The sequence below is a fragment of the Streptomyces glaucus genome (assembly GCF_039533365.1).
In the GTDB taxonomy this organism is placed as follows: Bacteria; Actinomycetota; Actinomycetes; order Streptomycetales; family Streptomycetaceae; genus Streptomyces; species Streptomyces glaucus.
In genome coordinates, this window is the sequence record NZ_BAAATK010000004.1 from 37,572 (window position 1) to 57,726 (window position 20,155).

Sequence of the window (20,155 nt, forward strand, 5' to 3'; positions counted from 1 at the left end):
CAGCGGTCAGCCGGCTTTGGCGGGCGCTTCGCTCCGCGCCCGGGTCGAGGCGAGCCGGTAGGAGTCGGTGCCGGTCTCGATGATGGTGCCGTTGAAGGTCAGGCGGTCGACGATGGCCGCGCAGAGGCGGGGGTCGGTGAAGGTCTTGGTCCAGCCGCCGAAGGACTCGTTGGAGGCGATGGCGACGCTGTTCTTCTCCTCGCGTTCGGTGAGGACCTGGAAGAGGAGTTCGGCGCCGTGGCGGTCGAGTTCCATGTAGCCGAGCTCGTCGATGCAGAGCAGGTCGACCCGGCCGTAGCGGGCGATGGTCTTGTTCAGCTGCTTCTCGTCGGCGGCTTCCACCAGCTCGTTCACCAGCTTGGTGGCGAGCGTGTAGCGGACGCGGTAGCCCTGCATGGCGGCCTCGGTGCCCAGGGCGATGAGCATGTGGGACTTGCCGGTGCCGGAGTCGCCGATCAGGCAGAGCGGCTGGCTCTTCTTGATCCACTCGCAGCTGGCGAGGGTGTTGACCACAGCCGGGTCGATGTTGGGATTGGCGTCGAAGTCGAAGGTCCGCAGCGACTTGTCCCGGGGGAACCCGGCGGCCTTGATCCGGCGCTCCGAGCGGCGTCGGGCCCGGTCGTCGCATTCCGTCATCAGCAGCTCGGCGAGGAAGCCCCGGTAGGTCATTTGGTCCTTCGCGGCCCGGTCGGCGATCTCGGCGAACTCGTTGCGGATCGACGGCAGCCGCAGCAGCCGGCAGGCGGTGTCGATGGCCGTGGTCGCGGCCTGCTCGGTCAGGTTCCGCTGGCGGGGCAGGGTGGTCATGGAGCTTCTCCCTCTCGCAGGTCACCGCCGCCGGCGCGGCGGTGTCGGAGCAACTGGTCGTAGTGGGTCACCGAGGGCAGCGGCCTGGTGTCCGGCGGAAGATGGTTCAGCTTCCACTCGTGCAGGAAGGTCACGCTCGCCCCTCCCGGCCCGGCAGTCGGCCGCGGCGTCTGGACCTCGGCGGCAGCGGGTTCGTCCTCGGCCTGAGCGGCTTTGCGGGCCTCCAGCGCGTCTGCGTCCGCGGTCAGAGCCCCGGCCCGAAGGGCGGTGGCCAGGCCGGCGACGATGTGCTCATGCGCGAGGTGGCGACCCAGCAGCAGCACCTCGATCAGAGCCCGAGTGCCCTCGGTGTCGCCGTGGGCCCGGACCGCCGCGGCCCACCAGGCGTCGTGGACCGGGGTGAACTTTCCAGCGGAGCGGGCCTGGTCGAGCGCGGTAGCGCCGGGAAAGGCGCCCGGCTTGCGGATCAGGGCCTCCAGGTAGTGGTCCAGCTCCAGCCGACAACTGCCTTTGGCAATCAACCGCTCATGCCGGGCCACCTCCACGTTCCTGTCGTAGACCACCAGGTGAGAGGCGTGCAGCAGCACCCGGACCCGCTTGCCGATCAGGCGGACTGGCACCGAGTAGCGGTTGGTGCGGACCGCGATCTGGCCGTAGCGGTCGACCCGCGGAGTGAACACCCGCCCTGTCTCGAACGGATCCTCCGGCAGCGGCAGCAGCCGCGGGCGCTCGTCCTCGAAGTACTCGTCAATCGTCCGGGTCCTAGACCCGACCCGGCGCCGCCCGTCGTGCCGGTCCCACTGCTCGACCAGCTCGTTCAGCTCCGTCAGCGACTCGACCTCCGGAACCGGCACGAAGTGGTTGCGGCGGAAGTAGCCGATCTGGCCCTCGACGCCGCCCTTCTCGTGGGCGCCCTCGATGCCGGGCCGGCAGTAGAAGCTCTCGATCCCGAAGTGCGACTTGAAGGCGATCCATCGGTCAGCCTCCACCCGGGCCCGGCTCAGCCCCAGCACCCGGGCGACGGCCGCCTTCAGGTTGTCGTAGCGGACCTTGCTCCGCGGAACCCCGCCCAGCGTCCGCAGCGCGTGGACGTGGCCCTCGAAGAACGCCTCCTGCCCGCAGGAGGCGAAGACGCGGTGGACGGCCTTACCCGAGTAGGACAGGCGGAAGGAGAACAGATAGCAGGTCACCACCTCGCCGGCGAGCTTCACCGTCACGTCGCCGAAGTCGACCTCGGCCTCCATAGCGGGCTGGTGCGTCTGCGGGACGAACGCCTCGATTGGAGCCTTGCCCGACTCCACGAGGATCTGCGGCTTGCGGTCGGCGACGTAGCGGCGGACCTGCTGGTAGGAGACCTCGGCGCCGTGCTCTTCGACCAGGCGGTGAAAGATCCGAGTGACCGTGTGCCGCTGTTTGCGCGGCGCGTCCAGGTCGGCCCGCAGGATCCCGTCGACCGTCGCCTTGTACGGGTCCAGCGCGGTCGCCCGGGGCGGGAGCTTCTTTCTCGGCTCCGGCCAGACCGAGTCCACGGCCTTCCTGATCGTCCGCTACGACACGTTGTACTTGCGCGAGATCTCCCGCATCGTCATGCCGCCTCGGTGGTCGTGCCGGATCGCGGCGTACAGCTCGACCTTCGACATCTGCGGCATGACCAGGGCCCTTCACCAGGAGCACCCCGATGCTGGCCTGGCAAGTACCCCGGTGACGTCGAAACTCGTGAACATCACCCTTCCGTGGTTCCGGGTGTCTCCCAAACTCGTGAACAACTGACGTCACGACTCGTGATTAAAGCCACCTCGTCTCTCCTGCCGGACCACGTCAGGGAGCACCGGAGGGGCGGTGCGGTGCGGACGGGGTGCGCCCGGCGACGATGCGCGCCGTGCCCGTCTCCGCCTGTAACAGGGACGTACCAGCGGGCAGTCGGGTGAAACGGCGAACCGGGCCGGGCGCCTCCTGGTACTCGGAGAAGCTCGCCCGCACCGACGGGCCGGCGCCCCGACCGATACCGAGGATGACACCATGCGCGTCAACAGGATCACCATCGCATCCCTGGCCGCTGTCGCGGGCCTCTCGCTCACCGCCTGCCAGAGCGACGACGTCACGAGCCGGAGCGACTCGTCCGCCGCGCCCGCGTCGTCCTCCCCGAACGGCGGTCCGGCATCGGGGGATCCGGCTCGGACCGCCGCGAAGAACCCCGCAGGGAAGAGCTCGGGCGAGGAGCAGGGCACGACCGCCGGAACCGGCTCCGGCAAGAACGGCGAGACCGACAGGTGCCGCACCGACCAACTGGAGGTCACGGCGATGGACAGCACCATCGAGGGCGACCCGGACGGCACCGTCGCGGTGGAGTTCACGAACGGCGGCCGGGACTGCACGATCTCGGGTTACGCGGGTGTCGACCTGAAGACCGGCGCGGGGACGCTGTCCGCGCAGCGCACCGGTGAGCAGACGGGCCCGACCGTCCTCGAGGCCGGTGAGTCGGTGGCCTTCGGCATCACCTACCCGGTCAACGACTCGGGCGGCTCCGGCGTCCGCATCACGGGGCTGGTGGTGACCCCGCCGGACGAGACGAAGTCGGTCTCCCTCGACTGGCTGGGCGCCGCCACGCTGCCCGTCACGGACGGCTCCGGCTCCCCGGTGAAGGCCGGCCCGATCGGAAGCGCCGGCCAGGGCGGCTGACCCGCGCCGTCCGGGCCGGTGTCCGCCGACGCCGTGCCCCGTGGTCGTCCGCCCGGCGCATCGTTCCGGTTGCCCGCGGGCCGGACGCGAGGGGCCGTCAACCGATCCGCTCGGCCAGGGCGAGGACGATGCCTGAGGGGCCGCGGAGGTAGCAGAGGCGGTAGACGTCCTCGTACTGCGCCACCTCGCCGATCAGTTCGGCGTCGTGGGAGCGCAGGCGGGCGATGGTGTCGTCGATGTCGTCGACGGCGAACATGACCCGGTGCAGGCCCAGCGTGTTCGGCGGCGGCTGGTGCGATCCGTCACCGATCGCCGCGGGGGTGTGATACTGCACGAGCTCCAGCTTGCCGTGGCCGTCCGGGGTCCGCATCAGCGCGATGTCGCTGCGGACCCCGTCGAGTCCGACGGCCTGGTCCGCGAAGAGACCTTCGATCCGCGCCCTGCCTTCGACCTCCAGGCCCAGTTCGGTGAAGAAGGCGACGGCGGCGTCCAGGTCTTCGACGACGATGCCGACGTTGTCCATCCGCTGAAGCGTCATGACGGTTCTCCCTCTGCGGTGCGCTGCCCTTCGAGACCACCGGTATACCGAGGACGGAGCCGGCGGCCCGTTCCCGACACCCGTGCACGGGCCGGATTCCGGAGGCCCGCTTCCGGCCCCGCCCGGGGGTGCCCCGTCGACGAGCGGGAACCCGCCCGTACAGGACACGGACAGTCGAGGAAGCGTTCCGCCGGACACCCGCCCGGATGAGACACCCGGAACGTCCGGGGAACCGTCCCGCCGGGGCTCGGCCGCCCAGTCCGGCCGCAGGTCCGGCGTGGGCAGGGGAGTGCCCGGTGTCGGCTCCGGCGGCGCCCACGGCGCAGGGGATCCCTTTCACCGGGTGCTGCCCCGCCTCCTGCGGCCGGCCCTCGGCCGGTCGGCGGCGTTCTTGATCCACCGCAGGTCCGTACGACTCCGGTCCGCCGTCCGGGGCCCGCGCTGCCGTACCGGTCCTCCGTGCCGGCCCGGATGCCGGCGACGGAGGTGTGCCGGCCCTTCGCCGCGGTCAGCCCGGTCGTCGTCGTCGGGGGAGTGGGCGCGCCGCGGGGGCGGGTGGCGCCGCCGGGCGAAGGGGCGGCGCCACCGGGCGTCCCGTGCCCGGGTTCACCCCTCGAGGGTCTTCCTCAGCGCGGCCAGCCCTTCGGTGTAGATGCCGTGGAACAGGGCGACCGCGTCCTCGTCGCTCGTCCCTGCCGGCGTGAAGGTGCCGGACCACTCCACACGGCTGCGCCCACCGGGCACCTCGTGCACGCTCAGGGTGGAGCGGTAGCCGGTGACCGGGAACGGCGCCTGGAGAATGGAGTAGCTGTACGTGCGCGCCTGGTTGTCGAACGCTTCGAGGCGTTCGACGATGACCCCGCCCTCCTCGTTGGTGAGGCTGCGGACGCGGCCGCCCTCGCTGAGGGCGCTGTGGGGGATGTAGGGCAGCCAGTCGGGCAGGGAGCCGAAGCCGCCGATGAGCTGCCAGACGCGCTCGGCGGGCTGGGGGAGGTCGATGGTCGCGGCCGTGGTCGCCATGGTCGTCGTCTCCTGAAGGGATGGCATGGTCGTCGTTTCCCGGACGGATGAGGCGGGGGTCAGGCGCTGGGTACGGGGGCGTCCTGAGCGATCAGCCCTTCCGTACGCAGATCCGTCCAGAAGGCTGCCGGGACCGTCTCGCCGAGTGCGGCGACGTCCTCCGCGATGCGGCCCGGCCGGGAGGCGCCGGGAATGGCCGCGGCGACCGCGGGGTGGGCGAGGGAGAACTGCAGCGCCGCCGCCTTGATGCCGACGCCGTGCCGCTCCGCGAGTGCCTTGATGCGCTCGACCTTGGCGACGACCGGTGCGGGGGCCTGCTGGTACTCGAAGTGCTGCCCGCCCGCCAGGACACCGGAGCTGTAGGGCCCGCCGACGACGATGTCGACGTTCCGGGCCTTCGCGGCCGGCAGCAGCCGCTGCAGCGCGCGCTCGTGGTCCAGCAGCGTGTAGCGGCCGGCGAGGAGGAACGCATCGGGCTGCGGCTCCTCGAGGTCCAGCGTCAGCTCCAAGGGCTCGACCCGGTTGACCCCGAGCCCCCAGGCCCGGACGACGCCTTCGTCGCGCAGCCTCTGCAGCACCCGGAACGCGCCGGTGCGTGCGCTCTCGTAGGCGGCGAGCCACTCGTCGCCGTAGAAGTCCTGTGCGACGTCGTGCACCCACACGATGTCGAGACGGTCCGTCCTCAGCCGCTTGAGGCTGTCCTCGATGGAGCGCAGCGTGGCGTCGGCCGAGTAGTCGTTGACGATCTTGTTGGGGCGTCCGTGCTCGAAGAGTCCGCCCTTCTCGCCCAGGTCGCGGGCGGAGGGGTCCTCGATCTCGTCGAGGATGACGCGGCCGATCTTCGTGCTCAGGACGAACTCGTCGCGGGGGCGGCCGGCCAGTGCCTCGCCCAGCCGGATCTCGGCCAGACCCGCACCGTAGAAGGGCGCGGTGTCGAAGTAGCGGATGCCGTTGTCCCAGGCGGCGTCCACGGTGGCCGCGGCCTCCTCGTCGGGGATGGCCCGGAACATGTTGCCCAGCGGAGCGGTGCCGAGGCCCAGGCGGCCGGGCAGGAGGGATGTGATGGACATGGTGCAGATCCTTGCTGTACGAGCTGCGACGGATGGGGGTTCCCACGCTCTGCGCGCGGTCCGTCGGTCCGACGTGTTCGAGGCTAGGAACTAGACTTGAGACTGTCCAAGACTTACTCGGACATACTTGAGTCCTCTGAGGTCTTACATGCTTGACCTGCGGCAACTCCGCTACTTCGTCGTCGTCGCCGAGACCGAACACGTCGGCCGGGCCGCCGAACGGCTGCACATCTCCCAGTCACCGCTCAGCCGGCAGATCGCTCAGCTCGAACAGAACCTGGGCCTCACCCTGTTCGAACGCGGCCAGCAGAGAATCCGGCTCACCCGGGACGGCCACGTCTTCCTGGCCGAGGCCCGCGCGCTGCTGAGGCACGCGGACCGTCTGGAGAACCTGGGCCGCCGGCTGGGCCGCGGGGAAGAGGGCGGCCTGTGCATCGGCTACGTCGCGGACGCCATGCACACCGGCGTCCTGCCCGGCGCGCTGCGCACCCTGCACGGCGAACGCCCCGGCGTCCACATCGCCCTGTACAACCTCCCGCCCGCCGAGCAGTTCGAAGGCCTGCGGCAGCGCAGCCTCGACATCGCGCTCGTCCAGGAACCTCCGAGCCCGGACGACCCCGACCTGCTGGCCGCACCCCTGCTCGAGGACCCGCTGCTCCTCGCCCTGCCCGCCGGACACCCGCTCGCCGGCCAGGAGGAAGTGACCCCCGGTGACCTCGACGGCCAGCCGTGGATCGCCGTCGAGAACCCCCAGGACCCCGCCTGGCGGGACACGTTCGTCGCCGCCTGCGCGGCGGCCGGCTTCACGCCCGACATCCGCCTCGACGCCGCCGAGCCGCTGACCGCGCTCGGCCTGGTCGCCTCCGGGCTCGGACTCGCCCTCGTGCAGAAGAGCATGACCCGCGCCACCACCGAGGACGTCGCGGTACGCGAACTCCCCTGGCACGACACGTGCGTCCAGTTGTGGGCCGCATGGCACCGAGTCGACCTACGGCCCCTGGTCGCGGAGTTCCGCGCGACCGTCCTGGGCACGAGCAGCGCCGCCCGAGATGTCCCGCAACCGCTGGTCGAGGATGAGACGGTCCTGCCGTGGCCGGTGTGATCACGGCGTCGGAACCGCCCCGACCGGCCCTTACAGGTCAGGGGCCGGCCTTGGGGGTCACCGCTGGGCGATCAGTGCGTACCGCCCGCAGCAGCCCGGACCGCACCCCGGCCGGCCCCCGGTCGCGGCGTCGGAGCCGTCAAGGACCTGCCGCTGCCGGTAGCCGCCGGGTGGACGGGGGAGGGGCGCGAGGCGGCGGTGCGCCCTCGCGCCCCGGTGTGTCAGGGCTGCCGGGTGTCCGCCGGCTGCGGGGCGTGACGCTGGGCCGGGGGCGCGGCGCGGTGCCCGCCCTGGTCCGGGCGAAGGCACTCGATCCGGTAGTCGCCGGTGTCCGCGTCGACCGTCACTCCGTGCGTCTCGCTGCGGAAGCCGGGGAAGCGGCGGTCGAAGGACTCCAACGCGGTGAGGTAGCGCAGGAGCGGTCCGTCGGGGGCGCCGACGCTCTCACCCGGCATCAGCACCGGAATGCCCGGCGGCGTGACGGTGACCATCGCCGCCGCGATCCGGCCGGCCGCCTCCGCGATGCGCACCTGCTCGGTGCCGCCCCTCACCAGACGCTGGTAGCAGTGCTGCGGCGGGTAGACCGGTTCCGGCAGCTGCTGGAACGCGGTGTCCAGCAGCTCCACCAGCCGTACCGAGCGCAACTGGTCGTGCATCTGCCGGCACAGCTCGCGCAGGGTCAGCCCCCCGTACCGCTTCGGGTGGGCGGCGACGGCCTGCGGCAGCACCCGCTCCAGTGGCGCGTCGCCGTCGTACAGGGCCTTGAAGTCCATCAGGGCGTCCAGCAGCGTGCCCCATTTGCCCTTGGTGATGCCCAGGGAGAACAGGACCAGCGTGGTGTAGCTGTCGGTCTTCTCCACCACGATGTTCCGGGTCGCCAGGTATGCCGTCAGCACGCGCGCCGGGATGCCCTCCTGCGCCATCTCCCCGGTGGAGGTGATGCCGGGGCAGGTCAGAGTGACCTTCACCGGGTCCAGCATGCAGTGGCCGTCGGTCAGCCCCGGAAAGCCGTGCCAGTCGGCGCCCGGGTCGAGCGTCCAGCAGGACGGCTCGGTGCGCAGCAGTTCCGGCGGGGCCTCGTCGAAGGGGAGCTCCGCGCCGGTCGCCGGGTCGGTGACCGTCTCCGGCTGCCACACGCCGAAGAACCAGGGCGGACGGTCCCCGGCGGCCCTGATGCGGCGCTGCAGCCGGACCATCTCCTGACGGAACCGGACCGCCTCGGTCACCGCCTCGTCGACCAGCCACTCGCCCTGCGGCCCGTCCATCATCGCGGTCGCCACGTCCAGGGACGCGATCATCGGGTAGAGCGGCGAGGTGGTGCCATGCATCATCAGCGCCTCGTTGAACCGCTCGTGTTCCACCGGCGCCCGCGGCGCGGGCCGTACGTGCACCATCGCCGACTGCGACAGCGCGGCGAGCAGCTTGTGCGTCGACTGGGTCGCGAACACGGTCGGCCGGTCGGGGCCGGGGAACGACGACTCGTGCACCGCCATGCCGTAGCGGCCCGCGTACAGCGGGTGGAAGCGGGCGTACGCGAACCACGCCTCGTCGAAGTGCACCCGCGGGGTGCTCGCCGCGAGCGCACGCGCCGTCGGGACCGCGTCGTAGCACAGGCCGTCGTACGTCGAATTGGTGAACACCGCGTACTGGGGGTTCGTCGAGAGCGCCCCCTCGGCCAGCGGGTGCGCGGCGATCCGGGCCGCGATCGCCTCCGGCGCCAGCTCGGCCGGTGGCAGCGGTCCGGCCAGACCGTAGCCGTTGCGGGTCGGAACCAGATAGACCGGGCGGGCCCCGGACATCACCAGACCGTGCAGCACCGACTTGTGGCAGTTGCGGTCCACCAGCGCCAGCTCGTCCCGCGTGACGCTGAAGTGGCCCACCAGGCGGTTGCAGGTGGAGTCCCCGTGCAGCACGAAGTACGTCAGGGCGGCGCCGAAGACGCGGGCCGCGTTGCGTTCCGCCGCCCCGATCGGGCCGGTGTGCTCGAACAGCGAGCCCAGCTCCTCCACCGAGATCGACAGGTCGCTGCGCAGCAGCCGCTCGCCGAAGTAGTCGTGGAAGGCGCGGCCCGCCGGTGATTTCAGGAACGCCACGCCGCCCGCGTGCGCCGGGGTGTGCCAGGAGTACTCATGGGCGTCGTCGAAGCGGCGCAGTGCCCGGAAGAACGGCGGCAGCACCGCCTCCCGGTAGGCGCGGGCCGCCGTGGCGATCCGGCCGGCGATGAAGCCCGGGGTGTCCTCCAGCGGCCAGACGTAGCCGACGACCGTCTCCGACACCCACAGCGGCAGGTCCCGCACACCCTCGTCCGCCATCACCAGGAACGCCGGGAGGTCCTGGAAGCGCCGGCCGATGTTCCGCAGCACTGAGGCCCCGCCGCTCCGGTCCCCGTCCGACGGGCCCGCGGCCCCGTGATCCGGCAGGTCCCAGGCGACCAGGGCCGCCGCCAGTCCGGCCTCCGTGCGCAGTACCGCTTGCGCGTCCTGGGCGGTCACGGCCCAGCGGACCTCGAAACCCTCCGCCTCGAGCGCCGTACGGATCGCGCGCAGCTGTTCGGCCGCGGCCCCCTCCGTGCGGGAGTGCTCCCGCACCGCGATCAGAATCCTGCCGTCGGGCATGCGGCCCCCTTCCGGCGGCCCGGTGCCGCCCCGGTCAGTGTCCGAGGCGGCCCACGGCGGACACCGGCGCCGTGAACGGCAAACCACCTGGACGACGGAAACGCGGGGTCACCGCGTTGACCGGCGGCCCCGGCGGCCTCCGCAGCCGGCCACTGATGCCGGGGGAGACGGTAGTCGGCGCACTCGGCGGCGGCTGACCTGGTGTGTCGTGGGTTCGTCAAGAAGCGGGCTCGAGGGGGAGGCCCGGCGTACGAGCCGAGGGCTGTCCCGTGACCGGAGTGTCCCGTCCCGGTGGGGTTCAGCCGATGCCGTCGGGAGCGAGCGAGCGCTGAGCGGCGAAACCGGGTCGACGCAGCTCGGTGCGGCACCCGATCATGCGTTCATGCCCCTGAGCGAGACCCTTGCCCGAGTCGATGCAGACCTGGCCGCTGGCCGGGTTCCCGTCGCCCGCCAGCGCCTGCGCGGTCTCATCTCGTCCTTCCCGCACGACCTGACGCTCCGCCGCCGTCTGGCGGAGGTGTACCGGCTCTACGGCGACGCCGCCGAGGCAGGACGCTGGATGTACCTCGAAGAGGACCGGAACGACGACGAGACCGCTGCCTTCGAGGCTCGGTACGGGTCTCCCGGGCGGCGGATGAAGGCCCTCGCCTGGCAGGGTCCCGAAGCGGAGGCCGCCACCGCTTTCGCGAAGGAGCAGCTGGTCGCGGTACGGACCGCCTGCGCGGAGGAGTTGGGGCACCCCGTCGACTGGGACGACCCCGCCTCCTACCGGGACGGCCTGGAAGGGGAGTACGAGGCGCCCTTCGAGCCGTGGACGGTCGGCGGTGTGCTGGCGGGCGCCGGCTGCCTGGGGGCAGTCCTCGTGTTCTTCGCTGTCTGGGTGAACGGACTCGTTGCCCTCTTCGACTGACTCGGGTCACCGGGGCTTGTGAGGAGCGCCGCTCAGGGTTCCCGGACCGGCAGGGACGGCCGACGACGAGCGACCAGGCACGGCCTTCCGCTGCGGTGATCCGGGGCTCGGCACCTCCTGATCACCCGAAGGCCGTGCCCGCCTCCGTTCCGGCCCGATCCGCGGATGCTGCGACCGGCTCGACTGCATGGATCACCATCAAGCGGAGCGGACCGGCAGAACGACGCCGCCCTGCGACGACACGGCCGTGGTCGTCCGCAGCGGCGGTGTGCGCAGGACGGTTCAGTACAGCGGGAAGGCCCAGCCGCCGGGGTACCAGGGTTCGCGTTCGCCGCGGAAAGCCGCCGAGGCGCGGGCGAGCGCACCGCGCCGCAGTTCCTCGACGAGTCCGGCAGCCGCGAGGGCGGCCAGCGAGGTGCCGCCGAGGAAGGCCGCACCCAGTTCCGCCGCCGTCAGCCGCAGGTCGGCCGGGCCGGTCGTGGGCTCGCAGACCGCGCTCTCCCCCTCCGCCTGCAGCCGGTGGCGCCCGCTGTTCCACGGGCAGAAGTCGTCCCGCACTTCGAGGACGAGATCCAGCGGAAGGCTGTAACTCCGCCCCGCCAGGGCCCTGCCGACGTCGACCGTCCGCAGCCACAGACGGTCCACCGGCGCGGACCGAACCGCTCGCGGCTCGGTCAGCAGATGCGGCAGGGGCTCGTCCGCGGCACCCTCGTAGTCGATCCAGGTCACCAGGTCGATTCCGGCGAGGAAGCGCCACAGCGCCGCGTACGACTGGCGCGAACACGCCGCCAGCTCCACCACCTGCACCACCCCGGCACTGCCGCCGAGCCCGTCCGGCGCTTCGCCGTGCCGGTAGAGCGCGTAGCCGGTGGCGCGTCCGTCGCGCTCGTGGTGCACGGCGAACCGCAGCGAGGTCGCGCCGCCTCGCCGGTGCGGATGGTCGGCGAGGCGTACCGTCCAGTGGGCCGCCTGTCGGTCGGGCCAGCCGATCGTGGCGGCCCGGACCTGGTCGTAGATCCCCTCCAGGAGAGGACGGACCTGGTCGGCGTGGTGCAGTCGGACGGTCCCGTCCCCGAAGTCGGTGCCGGGGCGGAAGGACATGGCACGCCGCTCGCAGCGCATCCGGTTGCCGATCGTCGCGGGACCGTAGCCGTACCGTCCGTAGATGCCGGCCTCGGAGGGGCGGAGCGCGGCGACCGGCTCGCGCTGCTGCTCGTGCAGGTCGGTCAGCTGAGCGCGCATCATCGAGGTGAGGATGCCGCGGCGGCGATGCGTCGGGGCGACCCCGACGGACGCTATTCCCGCCACGGGCAGGCTGCCTCCGGGCACGGTCAGCGTCCGGCTGTAGACAGAGGCTCCGGCGACCGGCTCGCCCTCGTCGAAGACCGCCAGGGTGCGGTCGAGATCCGTCGCAGCTCGCTGGTCGGCCAGTTCCCTTTCCGACCGGTCCATGCCGTAGGTGTCGGCGATCATGCGCGCCCAGGGCACGAACTCCTGCTCGGTGACGCGGCGAAGCTCGAACTGAGAAGACTTCATCGAACATGTGTATAGCAGCCGGCGTCGATCTCGGTATGGCCGACGGCCGGGCGGCGAGCGGGCGGCCGGCGCACTTCGTCCTGTTCGATCCCCCGGGGCGGCCGGGGACGGGCACGGCCGGATGGCCGCACCGGTGGCGCCTGCGACGCCCCTCACCCGCGGAAGCGGCTCCGCGGCGGACGCGTCGCCCGCGAGGCGTCGAGCCCGGCGAACGGCTGGACGGCCGCCGGCAGGCGATCGAGCGGACCCTCCCCGACGGACCGGCTGTCGCCGCCTCGGCACCCGCTGTGGACACATTTTCTCCACAACCGCCAGGCCTTTCCCGGCCAGGCCGTCGGTCCCTGCCGCCGAGGACGGCTCGCCCGACTTGCCGTACATGACGCGGTAAGCCGGTTCGGCGCCGGTGCTCCGGTGCTCCGGCGCGCGGAGAATCCCCCGTGATCTTCCGTGGTCGTCTTCGCGGAACGTCGGGCCACCTGCCTCGCTTCGACCGGGTGCGGTCGGGCGGTGGGCCGCTCCCTTCTCCCTGCCGTCCGTCCGGGATGGCCGGTCCGTCCGGGGATGGCCGGTCCGTCCGGTGACATCGGCCGGGCCTCCTGGGACTCTGGGTCCGTGGGGGGAACGACGGGGGAGCAGGGGCGGCGCGGGGTCGCGGCCGCGGTGGTGGTCACGGCCTGGGGGCTGGCCGCCGCGGCGGGCGTGCTGACCGGTGTGGCCGGGGGGCCGTGGACCACGGATCGTTGGTATCTCGTCGTGGACGTCGCCGACGCGGTGGTGTACGGGCTGGTGGCGGGCGTGGTGCTGAGCCGGCGCTCCCACCCCGTGGCGTGGTTGGTGGCGCTGACGGCGGTCGGGGGCGGGGTGGCCGCGGTCGCGGCGCCGCTCGGGGAGCTGGCGACGCCGGACGGAGCGCGGGTGGCACCGTCCTGGGCCGTGCTCCAGAACGTCGCGTGGGTGCCGGGAACGCTGGCGCTGGTGCTCGTGGTGCCGTACCTGGTGTCGGCGGAACGGCCCGGCAGGGCGGCGCGGACGGCGGTCCTCGCCGGGGTCGGGGTCACCGCGGCCGTGGTGGCGGTCCGTCTGACGGACCCGTGGCCGTGGCCGGACGGCGGGGAGCCGTTCGCGCCGCTCGCGGTACGGCACGAGGCGTGGGTCCGGCTCGCCGATCCGACGCTGCGGTGGCTGTTCGCGGCCGTGGCGGTGCTCGGGTTGCTGGCCGCGGGACACGCCGCCCTCCGGCGCCGCCGGAACCCGGCCGCGCGCGGGCTGGGCTGGCTGGCGATCGGTACCGCACTGATCGCCGTAACGTTTCTTCCGCTGGCGGTGCGGCCGGACGGCACGGAGCGGGCCGTCGTGCTGTTCACGCCGCTCGCTCACCTCGCGTCCCAGGCGTTCTTCCCGGCGGCCGTCCTCGTCGCCGTGCTGCGGCAGCGGTTGTGGGGCATCGACCTCGCGGTCAGCCGCACCCTGGTCTGGTCGCTGCTGACCGGGATGCTGGTGGGCGGGTACGTCCTGGTCGTCGCGGTGCTGGGGCTGGCGCTGCCCGAGGACGGCACGGCGGTCCGGGTGGTGGCGACGGCCGCCCTGGCGGCCGGGACGCAGCCGGCGCGCGGCTGGCTGCAACGCCGCGTGGACCGGCTCGTGCACGGCGAGGGGACGGCGCCCACCCTGAGCCGTGTCGGGCGCCACCTGGGCAGCGCGGCCAATGACGAGGAGGCGTTGACCGGCATGGCCGCGAGCCTCGCCGGCTCCTTGAACCTCGGCTCCGTGCGGGTGCTGGACGTCCGCGGCGAGCCGCTGGCCGCCGTCGCGGATCCGTCCGGTCACGGTACGGACGGCATCGAGATGCCGCTGATGGTGCGCGGACGGCTCGTCGGCACTCTGAGCGTGACCGCCCGCCCCGGTGAACGCTTCGACCGGCGGGCCCGGACCTCCCTGGAGGAGGTGGCCCAGGTCGTCGCGACCGCCGTGCACCTGGCCGCCGTCACCCGGGCGCTGCGCGAATCCCGGGACCGTCTCGCGGCCGCCCGCGACGACGAACGGCGCGCCCTGCGCCGCGAGCTGCACGACCGGATCGGCCCGGCGCTGGCCGGGATCGGACTCGGTCTCGCGGCGGCCCGCAACCTGCTCCCGGACGGGTCGGACGCGGCAGGCGCCCTGTTGGTCCGGCTGCGCGCGGAGGCGGAGGCGTGCGCGGAGGACGTCCGGGTGCTGGCGCGCGACCTGGTCCCGCCCGTGCTGGCCGAGCTGGGCCTCGCGGGGGCCGTGAAGGAACTCGTCATGCGGTACGAGGCGGACGGGCTCGCCGTGACGGTGCGCGACGACGGTGTCGGGGACGTGCCGCCGCGGGTCGCGGGAGCGGCGTACGCGATCGTCGCGGAGGCCGTCCGCAACGTCGCCCGGCACGCCGGAGCCCGTACCTGCGCGGTGGAACTGGCCGGCGGCCGGATGCTGACGGCGGTGGTGGAGGACGACGGCTGCGGCATGGGCGGGGAGCTGCGCCCCGGCGTCGGCACTTCCTCGGCCCGCGAGCGCGCCGAGGAAGTGGGCGGAACGGTGGAGTGGGGCCCGGGGGCGGGCGGCCGGGGCACGCGTGTCGTGCTCCGCGTTCCCCTGCGGGCGGCGACGAAGGAACGGGGGAACTGCCATGGACACAGGCACGGGCACGGGCACGGACACGGAAGCGGCGCGGGGCGGTGAGGACGCGGCGCGGGTCCTGGTCGTGGACGACCACCCGGTCTTCCGGATGGGGATGGCCGCGCTGCTCGGTTCCCTCCCCGGGATCGCGGTGGCGGGCGAGGCGGACACCGCCGACGGCGCGGTCGCGGCGGTCGCGGCGCACCGGCCCGACGTCGTCGTGATGGATCTGCATCTGGGCGAGCCGGCCGCGTCCGGCGTCGAGGCCACCCGGGAGATCCTGCGGCTGCGGCCCGGCACAGCCGTCCTGGTGGTGACGATGCTGGACGACGACGCGTCGGTGTTCGCCGCCATGCGGGCCGGCGCCCGCGGATACCTGCTGAAGGGGGCGGGCCCCGCCGAGGTCGAGCGCGCGGTGCGGGCGGTCGCCAACGGCGAGGTGATCCTGGGCCCCGCGGTGGCCGGCCGGGCCGTGGCCCACCTGACCGCCACGGCGGCCGGGACGTCCGCTCCGGACGCGCTCGGCGGGCTGACCGCCCGGGAACGGGAGGTCCTGGACCTGGTGGCCAGGGGTCTGGACAACCGGGCGATCTCCCGGCGCCTGGCCCTCAGCCAGAAGACGGTGCGCAACCACCTGTCCAACATCCTCACCAAGCTCCAGGCCGCGAGCCGCGGCGAGGCGATCGTCCGGGCCCGGCGGGCGGGCCTGGGCGGGCCCTGAGCGCGGCGGGCGCGGCGCGCCCCGGGCCCGGCCGGGACGGATGTCCCGCACGGCCCGGGACGCCTGCCTCATGAGAGCGGGACGCGCCCGGTGCGACAGTGGTCCTGCCGGTCGGCGGTCCGCGGTCTACGCGCGATGAGGGCCCTTCGTGTCCGTGGCCCGCCGCGTCCGGCACGGCAGCGCGTCCCAGGACGCACCACCGAATCAGGGGGGATCACCCATATGCGAAGCAAGAACGAGAACAGGAACAGAGACCGGCTCGGCCGGCCGGCCCGTGTCCTCGCCGTGACGGCAGCGGCCCTCGGGCTCGCGGCAGCGCCCACCGTCACCGCGTCCGCCGCCCCGGCCGACGGGACCGCCCTCGCGGACACCCTGCGCAAGGCAGTGATCAGCGGGTCGTTCGTCATCCGCGACGACGAGGGCTGGTCGGCGGGCACGTACTGCCGCGGCGACATCAACGCCGTCCGCTGGACGGACGGCGTGTACGGGCCCAACGAGTGGTGGCGGACCTACTGCGGCGGCGAGATCCGCGTGGAACTGCACGCCTTCGCGCAGGTCGTGGACGACAAGGGCACGCTGCTGTTCGGGGCGGACGCGCTCTTCTACGAGGGCACGAACGACACCAACACCGACCTGGACGCCCAAGTCAGGGACCTGCGGATCCAGGTGGCCGCCGGGGAGACCGTGTCGCACACGGTCTACCTGAAGAGCGGGGAGAACGGCGGCAAGGACTACGCGACGCTGGAGCTGACCTTCGGCAACGCGAGCTGACCGGGACCGGAACCGTGCCGCGGCGCCCCACGGGCGCCGCGGCCTCGACGGCCCGGCGCCGCGACGCTCGCGGAACCGCCGCCGTTCGGCGGTCGGTCCGCCCCCTCGTGGACACCGCACGCCGCCGGCGGTACCGCACCCGAGGAGCAGTCGTCAGCCCGTACGACACCACGAGCTCGACCCCGGTAGCCGGTCCGGCGGGCCCTTGCCGGTCCTGCCCGGCCGAGGTGGGACGCTCTTCGGTTCGATCATGGCCAAGGGGGGCGTCCGCGGGGAACGCGTTGCCGTCGTACAGGGAGCACCGGTGCCCGGACGAGGTGATCTCCCACCGCGGGCGGTTGTGCTTCCGGTTCCCGCTCGGCTTCCGCGGGGCTTGAGGAGCCGATGCCCCGGCGGGGCGCGATTTCCCCGTGGGAGACGGCGCGGTGGTGGGACGTACGGCAGGCCCACGCGAACGGACGCGCCCCGCCCACCTCCACCGCGGCTTCTGCCTCGCCGGCCGGGCCCGCGTGACGAACCCGGTGGACCGGTGCCGCTCCGGTCACTCGCACGACGCCTCGACCGCGCCCCAGGCCACCAGCCACCGCCGCGGGTGCAACCCGCTGGACAACGACTCCGCCCTGGAAGAGTCTTCCGGGGTGATCGATTCCGCCGTGCGCCGACGCCGCAGAGCCCTCTTCGTCTTCTTCCTGATACCCGGACTGTCGATGTCCTCGTGGGTCACCCGTACCCCGGACGTGCGGGACCGGCTCGGCGCCTCCACCGGCGAGATGGGCCTGATCCTCTTCGGGCTGTCCGTCGGCTCCATGCTCGGCATTCTCAGCTCCGGCCCCTTGGTCTCCCGCTTCGGACCGCGGTCCGTCATCGGCGCCGGCACCACCCTGATCGTGCTGAGCATGCTCCTGATCGGCACCGGCACCGCCGCCTCCTCGGCCCCCGCCGTCACCGCCGGGCTGCTCCTCCTCGGCGCCGGCATAGGCGGCGGCGAAGTCGCCCTCAACGTCGAGGGCGCCGAGGTCGAGCGCCTCACCCGGCGCACCGTGCTGCCCGCACTGCACGGCTTCTTCAGCCTCGGCACCGTCATCGGCGCCTGCGCGGGCATCGTATGCACCGCCGTCGCCGTCCCCGTGCCCTGGCACCTCGCCGCCGTCGCGCTCACATCGGCGGCCCTCTTCGCCCACGCCCACCGGGCCATCCCCACCGGGAACGGCGGCACCCGGGGCACCGCGGAACACACCGGGGACGGGGCGAAGCGGCCACGGCCGGCGGTCTGGAAGGACCGGCGCCTGCTGCTGATCGGCGGCATCGTCCTGACCATGGCCCTGGCCGAGGGAGCCGCCAACGACTGGCTGCCGCTGCTCATGGTCGACGGACACGACATGGACCCCGCCCTGGGATCCGCCGTCTACGCGGGCTTCGCCGCCGCCATGGCGACCGGCCGCTTCGGCGGCGGATACTTCATCGACCGCTTCGGCCGCGCCCTGGTCGTCCGCGCCAGCGCCCTGTCCGCCGCCCTCGGACTCGCCGCCGTCGTCTTCGTCGACACGCCTGTCCTCGCCGGAGCGGCCGTGCTCCTCTGGGGGCTGGGCGCCTCGCTCGGATTCCCCCTCGCCCTCTCCGCAGCCGGCGACTCCGGACCCCACTCGGCCGCCCGCGTCGGTCTGGTGGCGACCATCGGCTACGTCGCGTTCCTCGTGGGACCACCCGGCCTCGGCTTCCTCGGCGACCACTACGGCCTGCGCACCGCGATGACCGTCGTCCTCGTCCTCGTCGTCGCGGCGGTCTTCCTCGCCCCCGCAGCCGGTCCCCGACGGCCGGCGCCGACCCGTCCCCTCCCGCAGCAGCCGCCGGCACCACCGTCGGAAGAACCCCGCCGCCACCCGTATCGCTGACCGCGTCGCCGTACGCCCACCGCGCGGACCGGGCCACCCCCGAGTCCGTGGACCTGCCGAGCGCCGGCCGGGAACCGGCCACATCGATCCCTACCGGGTGCGCCGGCCCGCTCCCGACACCGACGTCGAGGAGATCAAGGCGCGCTGACGGACCTGGTGCGTCGGGGCAGGGGCCGCCACATCGGCTTCTCCGCCTTCCCCGGCAGCCGGATCGTCGAGTCCTGGCGGGCCGCCCACGACCGGCGTCCGAACGGTCGGTGTGCGGGCAGGCGCCGTACTCCGTGCTCGTGCGCGGCATCGCGGCCGATGTGCTGCCGACCGCGGCCGGTCACGGCACGGGGTGATCACCTACGGCCCGTTCACGGGAGGGCGGCTGCCGGGCCGCCGGCGCCGGGACGCCGAGCCGCCCGCCCGCTCGGCAGCGGCCGGCCGCCTCGACATGTCCCCGCCGGTCGACCAGCGCAAGCTGGAGGTGACCGAAGCCCTCGCCCACCCGGCGGAGGACACCGGGATGACGCTGATCGAAACGGCCATCGCGTTCGCGCTCGGCCACCCCGCGGCCGTCTCGGCCCTCCTCGGTCCGCGCGTCCCGGACCACCTTCATACGCGGCCGCCCGCGGCCGACACGGTCCTGGACCCGGCGGTCCTGGACCGCATGGACCCGGCGGTCCTGGACCGCACCGTACGGGAGCGTCGCCCCCGGCACGGCCGTCGACCCGGCCGACACCGGCTTCGTCGATCCCGCCCCGGAACCGGCGGCTCGCCGATGCCGGCTCCACATCCGTCACACCCAAGCAAGGGAGCAACCATGCGGTACCGCACACTCGGCAGCTCGGACCTTCAGGTCTCGGAAATCTCACTCGGATCCTGGCTCACCTACTCCGGCGGCATCGAGGCCGACAAGACCCGGGCCTGCACCGAAGCGGCGTTCGACGCGGGCATCAACTTCTTCGACACCGCCAACGTCTACGGCCGGGGCGCCGCGGAGACGGCCTGGGGCGAGATCCTCTCCTCCCGCCCCCGCGACTCCTACATCCTGGCCACCAAGGTCTACTTCCCGATGTCGGACGACCCGGCCGACCAGGGCCTGTCCCCGGCGCAGATCGGCAAGCAGATCGACGCCTCCCTCACCCGCCTGAAGACCGACCACGTCGACCTGTACCAGGCGCACCGCTTCGACCCCACGGTGCCGATCGAGGACACCGTCGAGGCGTTCCAGAAGGTCGTCGAGCAGGGCAAGGCCCGCCACATCGGCTTCAGCGAGTGGACTCCCGAGCAGATCCAGGCCGCGATCGATGTCGCCGGCCCCGGCCTGTTCGTCTCCTCCCAGCCGCAGTACTCCATGCTGTGGCAGGCCCCCGAGGCCGAGGTCTTCGGCCTGTGCGCCGCCAACGGCATCTCCCAGATCGTGTGGTCCCCGCTCGCCCAGGGCGTGCTGACCGGCAAGTACAAGCCCGGGCAGCCCGTGCCGGAGGGCAGCCGGTTCGCCTCCGCGGACATGGCGGTGTCGAAGGACCTCGTCTACAGCGACGCCACCCTGGAAGCGGTCCAGCGCCTCGTACCGATCGCCGAGGAGGCGGGGATGAGCATGCCCACCCTGGCGCTCGCCTGGGTCCTGCGCCGCACCGAGGTCGCCTCCGCGATCACCGGCGCCTCCCGCCCCGAGCAGGTCCACGCCAACGCCGCCGCCTCCGGAGTGCGCCTGTCGGACGACCTGCTGGCCGCCGTCGACCAGGCACTCGGTGACGCCCCCGTCACCGAACCCACCCTCGCCCCCGCCGCCCGGAGCGGCGTCAAGCACCGCTGACCAGGCCGCTGTTGCCCCGGCCGACGATCCCCACAGCCGGAAGGAGAGGG

Annotated in this window: 14 protein-coding genes and 2 pseudogenes; 9 read left to right on the forward strand and 7 right to left on the reverse strand. The window is 73.1% G+C overall.

Annotated features, from left to right (window positions below):
• Window positions 1-6: 6 nt before the first annotated feature.
• Both istB and istA read right to left on the reverse strand, forming a co-directional pair.
• Window positions 7-807, reverse strand: coding sequence for an IS21-like element helper ATPase IstB (gene istB / locus ABD363_RS04190; protein ID WP_344599988.1), 801 nt, complete (start codon window positions 805-807; stop codon window positions 7-9).
• Window positions 804-2,447, reverse strand: a pseudogene (istA, locus tag ABD363_RS04195) (IS21 family transposase). The gene istB and the pseudogene istA overlap by 4 nt, the downstream one beginning before the upstream one ends.
• Before the next feature lie 379 nt (window positions 2,448-2,826).
• On the opposite strand from istA, the gene ABD363_RS04200 reads away from it, so the two are divergent.
• Window positions 2,827-3,486 (forward strand): DUF4232 domain-containing protein, encoded by a 660-nt coding sequence (locus ABD363_RS04200; protein WP_344599989.1) that lies wholly within the window; start codon window positions 2,827-2,829, stop codon window positions 3,484-3,486.
• A 97-nt stretch (window positions 3,487-3,583) separates the two neighbouring features.
• Here the strand turns inward: ABD363_RS04200 and ABD363_RS04205 are convergent, their stop codons facing one another.
• The 3 genes from ABD363_RS04205 to ABD363_RS04215 form a co-directional block, all read right to left on the reverse strand.
• On the reverse strand, window positions 3,584-4,024 hold the full coding sequence (locus tag ABD363_RS04205) for a VOC family protein (RefSeq protein WP_344599990.1): 441 nt from the start codon (window positions 4,022-4,024) through the stop codon (window positions 3,584-3,586).
• A gap of 606 nt (window positions 4,025-4,630) precedes the next feature.
• Window positions 4,631-5,044, reverse strand: a complete 414-nt coding sequence (locus tag ABD363_RS04210; protein ID WP_344600149.1) for an SRPBCC family protein — start codon at window positions 5,042-5,044, stop codon at window positions 4,631-4,633.
• 59 nt (window positions 5,045-5,103) lie between these two features.
• Window positions 5,104-6,114 carry an aldo/keto reductase gene (locus ABD363_RS04215; RefSeq protein WP_344599991.1) on the reverse strand — a complete coding sequence of 337 codons (1,011 nt, stop codon included), beginning with the start codon at window positions 6,112-6,114 and terminating at the stop codon, window positions 5,104-5,106.
• A gap of 148 nt (window positions 6,115-6,262) precedes the next feature.
• On the opposite strand from ABD363_RS04215, the gene ABD363_RS04220 reads away from it, so the two are divergent.
• Window positions 6,263-7,216 carry a LysR substrate-binding domain-containing protein gene (locus ABD363_RS04220; RefSeq protein WP_344599992.1) on the forward strand — a complete coding sequence of 318 codons (954 nt, stop codon included), beginning with the start codon at window positions 6,263-6,265 and terminating at the stop codon, window positions 7,214-7,216.
• A gap of 221 nt (window positions 7,217-7,437) precedes the next feature.
• Here the strand turns inward: ABD363_RS04220 and ABD363_RS04225 are convergent, their stop codons facing one another.
• The gene (locus tag ABD363_RS04225; RefSeq protein WP_344599993.1) at window positions 7,438-9,831 is read right to left on the reverse strand and encodes an Orn/Lys/Arg family decarboxylase; all 2,394 of its coding nucleotides are present in this window, start codon (window positions 9,829-9,831) and stop codon (window positions 7,438-7,440) included.
• Between the two features lie 382 nt (window positions 9,832-10,213).
• Here ABD363_RS04225 and ABD363_RS04230 point away from each other — a divergent pair, with 382 nt between their 5' ends.
• Window positions 10,214-10,741: a DUF6584 family protein gene (locus tag ABD363_RS04230; RefSeq protein ID WP_344599994.1), complete on the forward strand. Its 528-nt coding sequence runs from the start codon at window positions 10,214-10,216 to the stop codon at window positions 10,739-10,741.
• A 282-nt stretch (window positions 10,742-11,023) separates the two neighbouring features.
• Here the strand turns inward: ABD363_RS04230 and ABD363_RS04235 are convergent, their stop codons facing one another.
• The gene (locus tag ABD363_RS04235) at window positions 11,024-12,277 is read right to left on the reverse strand and encodes a GNAT family N-acetyltransferase (protein WP_344599995.1); all 1,254 of its coding nucleotides are present in this window, start codon (window positions 12,275-12,277) and stop codon (window positions 11,024-11,026) included.
• 612 nt (window positions 12,278-12,889) lie between these two features.
• On the opposite strand from ABD363_RS04235, the gene ABD363_RS04240 reads away from it, so the two are divergent.
• From ABD363_RS04240 to ABD363_RS04265, 6 genes and pseudogenes are all read left to right on the forward strand, one after another.
• The gene (locus ABD363_RS04240) at window positions 12,890-14,977 is read left to right on the forward strand and encodes a sensor histidine kinase (RefSeq protein WP_344599996.1); all 2,088 of its coding nucleotides are present in this window, start codon (window positions 12,890-12,892) and stop codon (window positions 14,975-14,977) included.
• A complete protein-coding gene (locus ABD363_RS04245) occupies window positions 14,925-15,635 on the forward strand; it encodes a response regulator (protein ID WP_344599997.1) in 711 nt (236 codons plus the stop codon). Before ABD363_RS04240 ends, ABD363_RS04245 begins: the two co-directional genes overlap by 53 nt.
• 222 nt (window positions 15,636-15,857) lie before the next feature.
• Complete coding sequence (locus tag ABD363_RS04250; protein ID WP_344599998.1) at window positions 15,858-16,406, forward strand: hypothetical protein; 549 nt, start codon at window positions 15,858-15,860, stop codon at window positions 16,404-16,406.
• Between the two features lie 638 nt (window positions 16,407-17,044).
• The gene (locus ABD363_RS04255) at window positions 17,045-18,298 is read left to right on the forward strand and encodes an MFS transporter (RefSeq protein ID WP_344600150.1); all 1,254 of its coding nucleotides are present in this window, start codon (window positions 17,045-17,047) and stop codon (window positions 18,296-18,298) included.
• Window positions 18,299-18,638: 340 nt separating this feature from the next.
• A pseudogene (locus ABD363_RS04260) lies at window positions 18,639-18,899 on the forward strand (aldo/keto reductase); the annotation flags it as partial.
• 207 nt (window positions 18,900-19,106) lie between these two features.
• Complete coding sequence (locus ABD363_RS04265) at window positions 19,107-20,105, forward strand: aldo/keto reductase family protein (RefSeq protein ID WP_344600151.1); 999 nt, start codon at window positions 19,107-19,109, stop codon at window positions 20,103-20,105.
• The last annotated feature ends 50 nt before the right edge of the window (window positions 20,106-20,155 follow it).

Coding starts and splice junctions, on each gene's coding strand:
- istB (WP_344599988.1), bottom strand. CDS start 807: ATGACCACCCTGCCCCGCCAGCGGAACCTGACCGAGCAGGCCGCGACC.
- ABD363_RS04200 (WP_344599989.1), top strand. CDS start 2,827: ATGCGCGTCAACAGGATCACCATCGCATCCCTGGCCGCTGTCGCGGGC.
- ABD363_RS04205 (WP_344599990.1), bottom strand. CDS start 4,024: ATGACGCTTCAGCGGATGGACAACGTCGGCATCGTCGTCGAAGACCTG.
- ABD363_RS04210 (WP_344600149.1), bottom strand. CDS start 5,044: ATGGCGACCACGGCCGCGACCATCGACCTCCCCCAGCCCGCCGAGCGC.
- ABD363_RS04215 (WP_344599991.1), bottom strand. CDS start 6,114: ATGTCCATCACATCCCTCCTGCCCGGCCGCCTGGGCCTCGGCACCGCT.
- ABD363_RS04220 (WP_344599992.1), top strand. CDS start 6,263: ATGCTTGACCTGCGGCAACTCCGCTACTTCGTCGTCGTCGCCGAGACC.
- ABD363_RS04225 (WP_344599993.1), bottom strand. CDS start 9,831: ATGCCCGACGGCAGGATTCTGATCGCGGTGCGGGAGCACTCCCGCACG.
- ABD363_RS04230 (WP_344599994.1), top strand. CDS start 10,214: ATGCCCCTGAGCGAGACCCTTGCCCGAGTCGATGCAGACCTGGCCGCT.
- ABD363_RS04235 (WP_344599995.1), bottom strand. CDS start 12,277: ATGAAGTCTTCTCAGTTCGAGCTTCGCCGCGTCACCGAGCAGGAGTTC.
- ABD363_RS04245 (WP_344599997.1), top strand. CDS start 14,925: ATGGACACAGGCACGGGCACGGGCACGGACACGGAAGCGGCGCGGGGC.
- ABD363_RS04250 (WP_344599998.1), top strand. CDS start 15,858: ATGCGAAGCAAGAACGAGAACAGGAACAGAGACCGGCTCGGCCGGCCG.
- ABD363_RS04265 (WP_344600151.1), top strand. CDS start 19,107: ATGCGGTACCGCACACTCGGCAGCTCGGACCTTCAGGTCTCGGAAATC.